Source organism: Syntrophobacterales bacterium (assembly GCA_019429105.1).
In the GTDB taxonomy this organism is placed as follows: Bacteria; Desulfobacterota; Syntrophia; order Syntrophales; family UBA5619; genus DYTH01.
On record JAHYJE010000060.1, the window covers coordinates 1 to 9,374 of the forward strand.

General features: G+C 54.0%; 10 protein-coding genes. 3 read left to right on the plus strand and 7 right to left on the minus strand.

Annotated elements, in window-relative coordinates; translation table 11 throughout:
• Positions 1-32: 32 nt before the first annotated feature.
• On the plus strand, positions 33-983 hold the full coding sequence (locus K0B01_13820; GenBank protein MBW6487217.1) for an acetyl-CoA C-acyltransferase: 951 nt from the start codon (positions 33-35) through the stop codon (positions 981-983).
• An 11-nt stretch (positions 984-994) separates the two neighbouring features.
• Entirely contained in the window at positions 995-2,182 is a 1,188-nt protein-coding gene (locus K0B01_13825; GenBank protein ID MBW6487218.1) for a class I SAM-dependent rRNA methyltransferase, read from the plus strand.
• A gap of 6 nt (positions 2,183-2,188) precedes the next feature.
• Here K0B01_13825 and K0B01_13830 read toward each other — a convergent pair whose 3' ends face one another.
• The 3 genes from K0B01_13830 to K0B01_13840 form a co-directional block, all read right to left on the minus strand.
• The gene (locus tag K0B01_13830) at positions 2,189-2,593 is read right to left on the minus strand and encodes a DUF3568 domain-containing protein (protein ID MBW6487219.1); all 405 of its coding nucleotides are present in this window, start codon (positions 2,591-2,593) and stop codon (positions 2,189-2,191) included.
• 83 nt (positions 2,594-2,676) lie between these two features.
• Complete coding sequence (locus K0B01_13835) at positions 2,677-3,504, minus strand: rhomboid family intramembrane serine protease (protein ID MBW6487220.1); 828 nt, start codon at positions 3,502-3,504, stop codon at positions 2,677-2,679.
• Between the two features lie 11 nt (positions 3,505-3,515).
• Entirely contained in the window at positions 3,516-4,673 is a 1,158-nt protein-coding gene (locus K0B01_13840; GenBank protein ID MBW6487221.1) for a TraB/GumN family protein, read from the minus strand.
• A gap of 178 nt (positions 4,674-4,851) precedes the next feature.
• On the opposite strand from K0B01_13840, the gene K0B01_13845 reads away from it, so the two are divergent.
• Positions 4,852-6,060 (plus strand): class I SAM-dependent RNA methyltransferase, encoded by a 1,209-nt coding sequence (locus K0B01_13845; protein MBW6487222.1) that lies wholly within the window; start codon positions 4,852-4,854, stop codon positions 6,058-6,060.
• 114 nt (positions 6,061-6,174) lie between these two features.
• Here K0B01_13845 and K0B01_13850 read toward each other — a convergent pair whose 3' ends face one another.
• The 4 genes from K0B01_13850 to K0B01_13865 form a co-directional block, all read right to left on the minus strand.
• Positions 6,175-7,353 carry a hypothetical protein gene (locus tag K0B01_13850; GenBank protein ID MBW6487223.1) on the minus strand — a complete coding sequence of 393 codons (1,179 nt, stop codon included), beginning with the start codon at positions 7,351-7,353 and terminating at the stop codon, positions 6,175-6,177.
• 208 nt (positions 7,354-7,561) lie between these two features.
• Complete coding sequence (locus K0B01_13855) at positions 7,562-8,215, minus strand: response regulator (protein ID MBW6487224.1); 654 nt, start codon at positions 8,213-8,215, stop codon at positions 7,562-7,564.
• On the minus strand, positions 8,187-9,005 hold the full coding sequence (locus K0B01_13860) for a hypothetical protein (GenBank protein MBW6487225.1): 819 nt from the start codon (positions 9,003-9,005) through the stop codon (positions 8,187-8,189). Before K0B01_13860 ends, K0B01_13855 begins: the two co-directional genes overlap by 29 nt.
• A 121-nt stretch (positions 9,006-9,126) precedes the next feature.
• A partial coding sequence (locus tag K0B01_13865) for a hypothetical protein (protein ID MBW6487226.1) occupies positions 9,127-9,374 on the minus strand: 248 nt, incomplete at its 5' end.

The following is a 9,374-nucleotide window of genomic DNA, read 5'->3' on the forward strand; positions in this document are numbered from 1 at the left end:
TTCCGATCTAAGCGACTATTTCCGGGATGGCGATGATCCAGGCCGGCATGGCCGATATCATCCTCGCCGGCGGGATGGAGCACATGTCGGGCGGCCCTTATGTGATACCGAATGCGCGCTGGGGATGCCGACTGCAGGATCAGACCCTCGTCGATTCCGTCATTCACGGCCTTTATGCCGGTTCTCATCTGCTTCCCGGGCCCGAAAACGGACCGATCAAGGAGGGGCCGATCATCGATTTGTTCCGCGGCAAGCCTTACATCATGGGCGTTACAGCCGAGCTTATTGCCCAAAAGCACAACATGAGCCGGGAAGAGATTGACGAAGTGGCGCTCCGCAGCCACAACAATGCTGAGCGGGCAACGAGGGATGGCGACTTCCGCGAGGAGATAGTTCCGGTTGAAATTCCCCAGAGAAAGGGAAAGCCGCCGGTAATATTTGACAAGGACGAACATTTTCGCCCGGGTCTGACGATGGCAGCGCTGGCCGCCTTGCCGCCCGCCTTCATTCCGAAGATCGGCAAGGTAACAGCGGGAAACTCAGCCGGAATAAACGACGGGGCCAGTGCGCTTTTGATCATGTCCGCCCGGAAGGCTGCGGAACTTGGCCTAAAGCCGCTGGCGCGGATCAAGGCGATCGGCCGCGGCGGCTGCCACCCCTCCGTCATGGGGCTCAGCCCCGTCCCGGCGGTAAAGAATCTGCTCGACCGTTCCGGATTGAAGCTCGCCGATTTTGACCTGATAGAGCTCAACGAGGCCTTTGCCGCCCAGTATCTTGGTTGTGAAAGGGAGCTCGGGTTGAACAGGGAAATCGCCAATGTCAACGGCTCAGGGGTTGCCCTGGGCCACCCCGTCGGTTCCACCGGCGCCCGACTCATCGTCACCCTGATCCACGCGCTGAGAAAAAGGGGCAAAACGCTGGGGCTCGCCACCCTCTGCGGCGGCGGCGGGGTTTCAATGGCGACTGCGATAGAGATAATCTGACAGTGGCGACCATGAATAGCATTAATTATCCCCGCATCGTCATCAAGAGAGGGCGGGAGGTTCCCCTTCTGCACGGCCACCCGTGGATTTTTTCCGGCGCCCTGGCCAAAGCGGACAAGGGGATAGCGCCGGGGGAGGTCGTGCTGGCGACAACCAATGTCGGTCAGCCGCTTGCCCTCGGTTTCTTCAATTATGGCGACATTGCCTTTCGCGTTTTGACGGAAGATGTTTCGGCAATTATTGATAAAGATTTCTGGCGGCAAAGGATCAGGGAGGCCCTGGCCCTGCGGAGTAAAATTATCCCGCCGGATACCGATGCCTACCGGCTTGTCAATGCGGAAGGCGACAAAATGCCTGGCCTCGTTGTCGATCGCTACCGGGATTGCCTCGTTTTTGGCATCGGAACAGCGGGGATGGACAGATGGCGCGATACCCTGATTGAACTTCTTGCGGACGAGACTGGCGCCAAAACTGTCTATGAACGCAGCGAGGGACGTTCCCGGAAGCTGGAAGGTCTGGCGGACAGGATTGGTTCTGCGGTCGGCGGGGCGCCGGAAGCAATGGATATCCTGGAGAACGGCCTGCATTTCGAGGTAGATATCCAGGCGGGGCAAAAGACCGGCTTTTTTCTCGATCAGCGGGTGAGTCGCGAACTTGTCGGCAGACTCAGCAGGGGCGCCTCCGTTCTCAACTGCTTTTCCTACACCGGCGCTTTTTCGATCTACGCTGTACGAGGCGGGGCCAAACGTGTGGTCTCCGTGGAGGCTTCGGCAACGGCAAACGAGATTGCCGCAAGAAACTTCCGCCGCAATGGTTTAAATCCCGAATTGCACCCGATTTTGACCGCCGACTGTTTCGAATTCCTCCGTCAGCCAACTGATTCCTATGACGTCATAATCCTCGATCCTCCGGCCTTTGCCAAGTCCCGTAAAGACTTGAACCGGGCCGCGCACGGCTATAAGGAGATCAACATGCAGGCGGCAAGACGTCTTGCCGAAGGGGGGCTGCTGGCAACGTTCTCCTGTTCGAACCATGTTGATGAGGAGCTCTTCGGCAAGATCGTCCTCGGAGCGGTGCGCGATGCGGGTAAAACGGCTCAACTTCTCTATCAGACCAGCGCCGGCCCTGACCACCCGGTGAACCTCGCCCACGCGGAGGGGCGTTACCTCAAGGGGCTGCTCCTTTGTTTGACAACTTAGAAAAAACTAAGGCGTTTTCAGGTTTTCCGCAAGCCGGTCGTGGATGAGCTGGGCGGCGATTTTGTTTCCCGTGGTTCCCGCCATGACGGATACGGCGGTTGTCCCTTTTTCTACATAATCGACGTTTATCCTTATTTTTTCATCCATCAGCAAGCCTGTGAAACTCCCCTGGGAAATCTTTCGAATCCGTTCGATATCGGTCGCTTTCAAGCCCGCCAGGGTTTTTTCGCAGGCAGCCCAGACGGTTTCAAATTGGGAGTGGTAAGTGGTTCGCAGATAGCCGTCCTCGTAAAGGAATGAACCGGAGCGGATTCCCACTGTTTTTGAGCCGACTGTCAGCGCTGTATCGCAGCCAAAAAGAAGCAGGAAGGCGGCGATGGCAATAAATAATCCCGATAATTTTCTTTTCATGATAATTTCCTCCCGTCTTGCTTGATTCCGTATTCTCTCACCAGTTATTTGACGTCAGTGTTATTAAAAGCGCAGTTTAATGTTCATAATAATAAAAAGGCCTGCAGTACCGCCCAAAGAAGCGTAACTACCGTCAAAAGAATGCTTGCCGTGCCGATTGTCCGGATAAAGGCCGTTTCCCGACGGCGTTCGTCGTAGCCGACGAGAAAGGCGATGGCGATGCCCGAGACGATGCCGCCGCCATGTGCCCAGTTGTTGATCCCGGGGAGAAAAAGTCCGAAGAGGACAAGGCCGACGATCCAGCCCATTGCCTGACGATAGATGGCCTCTCCATAGATACCGCCGCGGCTCTTGCCGTAATAAACAATGGCGCCGATCAGGCCGCAGATGGCGGCGGAGGCGCCCAGGGTGAAGGGCACCCCGGCCAGCCAGGATAAAAAGAACCCTGCGACCCCGGTCCAGACGTAGAGAATCGCAAAACGGTTCAGCCCGAAGGCGTCGATGACGAAGGGGGCAAGCTGCCGGAGAGCCATCATGTTAAAGAGGATATGAAGAAGTCCTCCGTGGAGGTATGATGCGGATGATAATGTCCACCAGCGCCCATAGCCGATCGGAAAGGTTCCGGTTGCTCCGAGCAGAAAGACGCTCTTTTCCGAAGGAGACAGAAAGGTCATCGGATTAATCGCCAGGCCCAGCGCGCTCATATCGATCAGCAACGACAAGAGATAAAAAACGGAATTTACAATAACAATAGCCATGACCGGGTCGAGACCGCCCAGCAATGTCCTGCCGGCGAAGGCCCTTTTCCAGATTGCCCCGGGATTGGCGTAGCCGCAGTAGGGGCAGGCAGGTTCATCTTTGCTGATCAGCCTCCGGCAATTCGGGCAGAGCATGGATTTTTTTTCGCTCATCCCTGATATCCTTACAGAAACCTCATAATCATCGGAATGGCCAGGAAGGTTCCGATCGAGGTGGTCAAATTTACAATGGCAACCAAAAGCAGCAGCCGGGTAATCCGGTTGTGGAAAAATCCCCGGACGGAGACAATGTCGTCCGGCAGCGCGAGAAAATCCCTGACCTGCGGCTTGCGAAACGTTGCTTCCACCAATCCCGCGACCCATCCGGCGGCAATCAGCGGGTGGAGGGTTGTGATCGGGGCGGCAAGCGCCGAGGCGGCAATCGTCAGAGGGTGGGCCAGCATGACAAGGGCGCCCAAGCCGGCGAAAAAGGCGGTGATGGCTGACCACCAGCCGATCATCTTCAAGCTGGCGGCGGAGCCGGAATAGAAGAAGCCGGCAACGAAAATTCCCACAATGGCCAGCGAAAAAATCCAGCCGGCATATTTCCCCCAGACACCCTTGTCCGGTACTTTATTCAACAATTCCAGATCGATCTCTTCTCCGAGATGCCTTGTTATCCCCGGCACATGGCCGGCGCCGACAACCGCGACGATCCGGGCGCCCGGGGCATGGCTGATTGTGTGAGCAAGATAGAGATCCCGTTCGTCGATCAGGATTTCCTTGAGACGGGGGAGTTTTTCCCCGATGGTTTTGAGTGCATATTCAAGCACGTCCTGCTGTTTGAGCTTTTCAATTTCCTCTTCGGTGATCTCTTCGTCGGAGAAAAAAGAGAGGATGAGATCGGGAATGAATTTCATTTTATTGCAGAATCCCATCATGCGCCAGGCGCGCAGCAGGGTAATGCGGATCTCCCGGTCGGCAAGGATCAGTTCGGCTCCGTTCGCCTCCGCCCGGTCGATTGCCTTGATCATCTCCGCGCCGGGGGTGATATGGAATTTCTGGGCGATCTTTTTTTGCATCGAGGCCATGATGAGCTGGGAAAGCAGGGCGCCGGAACGTTTCTCCCGGATGACCTTCAAGATGTCGGTATCCTGCCATTTGCTCTTTTGCCTGATTGCTTCATAGCGGGGCTTGCAAAGCTCAACGCAAACGGTATCCGGTTTTTCAAGATCGATTGTCTGATCAACCAGCTCGATGCTGTCGCGCGAAACGTGGGCCGTGCCGACAAGGATGATCTCCCGGTCCTCGAGTTTTATGCGGCTGATGTTTTGATGTTCCAAAGGGTTCGTATCTCCTTTTTTGTGGCCGCTCTTTATCAATATTTATGCAGGTTGTAAAGGAAAAGCGCAGTTCAATGTTCATAAATGGTTTACGAATTATGAACATTAGGCTATGCTTTGTCCGTCCGGGTGATACAAATGCCCGTGTTCAGGGCATGATTCGATATTGGAGACGGATTTGCAAAGAGGAGAAATAATCAGCGTAACAATAGACGATGTCGCCTTTGGGGGCGACGGCGTTGCCCGGGTTGATGACTTTGTCTATTTTGTTCCCTTTGCCGTCGCTGGTGACGAAGTCGAAATCGAGATTACGGAGATCAAGAAACATTACGGCAAAGGGCGGATTGTCCGGATGCTGAAACCCTCTTCCTACAGGATTGCCCCACGCTGCAGCTATTATGGCCGCTGTGGAGGCTGCGCCCTGCAGCACATAGAGTACCCTTATCAACTGGATCTGAAAAGACGGCAGATCGAGGAGGCGCTGAGGAGAATCGGTGGTCTTTACTCGCCGCCGGTGCACCCGGTTATTTCCTCCCCGCACTCCTACGGCTGGCGGGGAAAGGTCGAATTTCACCTTTCCCGCGGCAGCCGGGAAACAAGGCGTCTGGGGCTTATGGCGGCAAAGAGTAATCAGGTTGTTGAGGTCACGGGATGCCTCATTGCGGATGAATCCATCAACCTCAAGCTCAATGCTTTAAAAACAGGGATAAAAAACGGTTCGGTGGTCGCGCCGCGCGAACGACAGGTCATCTGGGCGGACGAACCAGGAGAACCGCCGACCGCTGTTTTTGTCGGAGGCGGAAAACCTCCGGACATTTTAAGGGTTGTGGCGGGAAAGCAGATAACGGTTCCCGGTCGGGGTTTCTTTCAGGCCAATATCTTTCTTGTGGAACGACTTGTCGAACAGGTAGTTGAAATGGCTTCACTTTCCGGCAGTGAAACCGTAATTGACCTCTACGGCGGCGTCGGCCTTTTTTCACTTTTTCTCGGCGGGCAGGCCGGCTGCCTTTTCTGCGTAGAAGGCGATGAAGAGGCAGTCCGCTGCGCGCGGATAAATTTAAAGCGAGCAGGGCTTGCCGGGGCAAAATGCCATCAAGGGGATGCCGCCGCCATCCTGAACAGGGAATTTGTCGAGCCGGGGCTTAAAGCCGATGTAGTCATCCTCGATCCGCCCAGGGACGGGTGCAGCAAGGGGGTGCTCGAAGCCCTGTCATCCCTGCACCCTTGGCGCATCGTCTATGTCTCCTGCAATCCTTCGACGCAGGCCCGTGATGTGCGGCATTTGGCGAACAGCGGATATTGTCTAAAAATTGTTCAGCCTTTCGACATGTTTCCCCAAACCTCCCATATTGAGGCCGTTGCGCTTTTGACCAGAGGCGGGGGGTGAAGGGATCCGGAAACTGCCTCGGCAGTGTTCGGATGCGTGGATATTTTCGCGCCATGCCCTCTGGTTAGACAAAAAAAGGCGGGGTTTCCCCCGCCTTGCTCAAGCAAAGAGCTCTTACTTCTTGTTATATTCCGGCATTCCCTTTGCCGTCGGTCCGCCCGGTCGGCTCTGGTTTTTGTTAAAGGTGTGGGACTTTACGAACAGGTTGTTTACCGTCTTGCCGGTGCCAGGCATGTACTTCTCCGGGGTGAACGACGCGTCATGGCACTTGGCGCAGCTTGCCGCCGGCTCCTTCATCGCGGTCTTCTTTCCCGCATGTCCGGAGTGGCAGTCCACGCAGCTTGCGATCCCGTCCTTGTAGTGCTTGGACTGGATAAACTCCTGGTACTGCTGATGGTGCTTCGCCGCATCGTAGGCGCCCATAGTTTTGGAAGCCTCATCCTTGAGGAAGAGTCCTTTGAGGCCGCCCTCGTAATCGGCGTCGATTTTGTCCTCCGGCTGAACGCCGGGCATCACTGCCTGCTCGGGATACCACTTGGTCCAGTCGTCGCCGGTCTTGTAGCTGTCTCCGACCTTCGGCGCCGGCAAATCCTCGCGGGGCCTTCCCTGGGCGGATTTGTAGCGTTTGTTTTCCATTCTGATATGGCAGTAGCCGCAGGCCCGCGTCTGCTCTTCCTTGGTCTTGCCGGCAAAGGACCAGATGTCCTTTTTGGAGCGGCTCTTTACATGGCTGGCGCCGGGTCCGTGGCAGCTTTCGCAGCCGACATTCAGTTCGCTCCACTCGGCCTTTTGCGTCTGGGGATTTGCCTCGTCATATTTTGTCAGGCGGTAACCGGTCGTGTGGCAGGTGGCGCACATGGTATCCCAGTCGTTCTTGCTGCCGTATCCTTCCCATTTACCGCTCATCCGGTTGAACTGCTTGTTCAGGAACTGGTAGCCGCCGGTAGTTTCGTCCTTGACGAGAAAACGCTGCTTCCAGTTGGAGCCTACGACCAGTTCCACGTCCTGCATGGTGAAAGGTTTGCCGGTCACGTTGCCGGTGGTCGGGCCGGGGTTGGCGCCATCGGTCGCCCACTTGGCCACCACATCCTTCAAGATGCCATCCTCTCTTTTTTGCACCATCTTGCTGTGAAAGGTTCCCTTCCAGCTTTTGAACTCTGTCGGATGGCACTTCCGGCAGGTCTCGGAGCCGACAAAGGCGTTGTCCGCCGCCTTTTTCGTTTCCGCCTGCGCGCCGATTGCCAAATAACTGAGAAAACCGATGCATAGCGCCGTAACAATTTTTAACTTCATCTATCCTCCTCCTTTAAAGCCATTAATGTTTCCGAAATACGCATAAAACAACAAGCACGAGGCACAGCTCGTTGAGCGCTCCTTTATGCTTGAATAATCAATGGCACAAGAGAAAACTTATTCACCGATGGGCAGTTTTTGTGGACAGTTCTTTACAGAGGGGAGTGACGACGACAACGTCATGATTGTTTCCTGAGATGGGGGAAGCTTATCGAAACTGAAGGCTATCCTCCAGCATTCTGAGACATTCGATAGCTTTTGTTCCATCCGGGGCGAGGGAGTAAGATTTCTTGTTATTCTGTTCAATGATTCCGGCTTCCTTTAACAGCTTTAGGTGAAATACGACTTTTGTGTGGTCGTCTATTTTCAACTCGCGAGTAATTTCCATTAGTTGCATATTCCCCCGGACGTGCAGCAGTTTGACGATGTTTCTCCGGATAGGATTGGCAAGCGAGCTCAAGGTGCGATCAAGGTCCGGATTGGCCAGGCAAAGTTCAAATTTTGCCTCCTCAAGCACGCGCCTGATGGTTGTCAGCAGGGTTTCGATCTTAAAGGGTTTGGAAATGTAATCGCTTGCCCCCTTTTTAATTGCCTCGACCGCGTTTTCGACAGTGGAAAAGGCGGTGATCATAATAACCTTTGCTTTAGGCTGTACGCGGCGCAGTGTAAAAAGGGCTTCGAGGCCGCTTATTTTCGGCATCATGAAATCAAGGAGGATGATGTCGAAAGCAGCCGTTTCACTCCGTTCAACCGCTTCCTGTACCGAAGCCGCGCTCCGTGCTTGATACCCCTCCTCCGTCAATGCCTCGGTGAGGTTATCTCTGAATTCTGCGTCATCGTCCACAATCAGTATCTTTTTCATATTGCTCCCTGGTCGGAATTTTTATGGTCACTGTTGTCCCCTGCCCGGGGATGCTTGAAATAGTTATATGACCATGATGCTGTTTGATTATGCCATAACAGATGGAGAGTCCCAGCCCGGTGCCGGAACCGAGTTCTTTAGTCGTGAAAAAGGGATCGAATACCCGGGAGAGGTTTTCCTTGATAATTCCCGTGCCTGTGTCTGATACGCAGATTTCTGCCCAGCCGTTTTTCTGTGAAGAAGCGATAAAAATTTCGCCTTTGGACGGCATGGCTTCCAGCGAATTGGCCAAAATATTGATGAACATCTGTTCAAGTTTTCCTCGGTCCCCCATCACCTCTTGCACTGGTTCCAGATTAGAATGAAGGACCGCATTTGTTAATTTGTACTCCAGGAGTGTAAGCGAACTGCGCACTATGCTGTTGATATCCAGAGGGACAAATTCTGTTTCCCTCTGCCGGGAAAACTGGAGGAGCTCCTGGGCAATTACCGATGCCCGGTCAATATTTTTTTCAACCTTGTCGAGTTTGTCTATAGTTTCCTGCGGTTCTCCGTGTTTTTTCATTCGGTTTTTAAGCGTTTGTATGGTCAGGGAGGCATTTGTCAACGGATTATTGATTTCGTGGGCGATGCCGGCGGCAAGTTGTCCAAGCGAGGAGAGCTTTTCCGTCTGGACGAGAAAGCGTGTCTGCTGCTCGATCCTTCTTCTTGTCTCAATGTCAATAATATTCAACGCTTTGATAATGAAATAGGCAAAGAAGAGAACCTCCACCCCCCGAATGAATTCCACTGGCACATGAATTGGGGTAAACAGCGGGCGCAGGTCAAGCCCCGCTGTAAGCCCGTAAAGAAGAATGGCTATACCGGAAAAAAGGAAGTTCCTTGCAACCTAATTTCCCGAAAAATTATACCTATGCCCTGCCAGGGAGTTGGATATCCAAGGCTTTGAGAATATCCCGCTGCGCCTTGGTCACCTCTGTGAGGATATGACCGTACTTCCCAGAATATTTAACCTTGGTCAACGTCTTCATCTCCTGCAGCAGTTCGCGCACCGTGTATTTCTCGATGAGTTTCGATGAGCGCATCTCCTTGCGTATCGCGCTGATGAGAATTAAAGCTATGAACTGCACGAAAAGCCTTCCGTCTACGGTCGCCGACG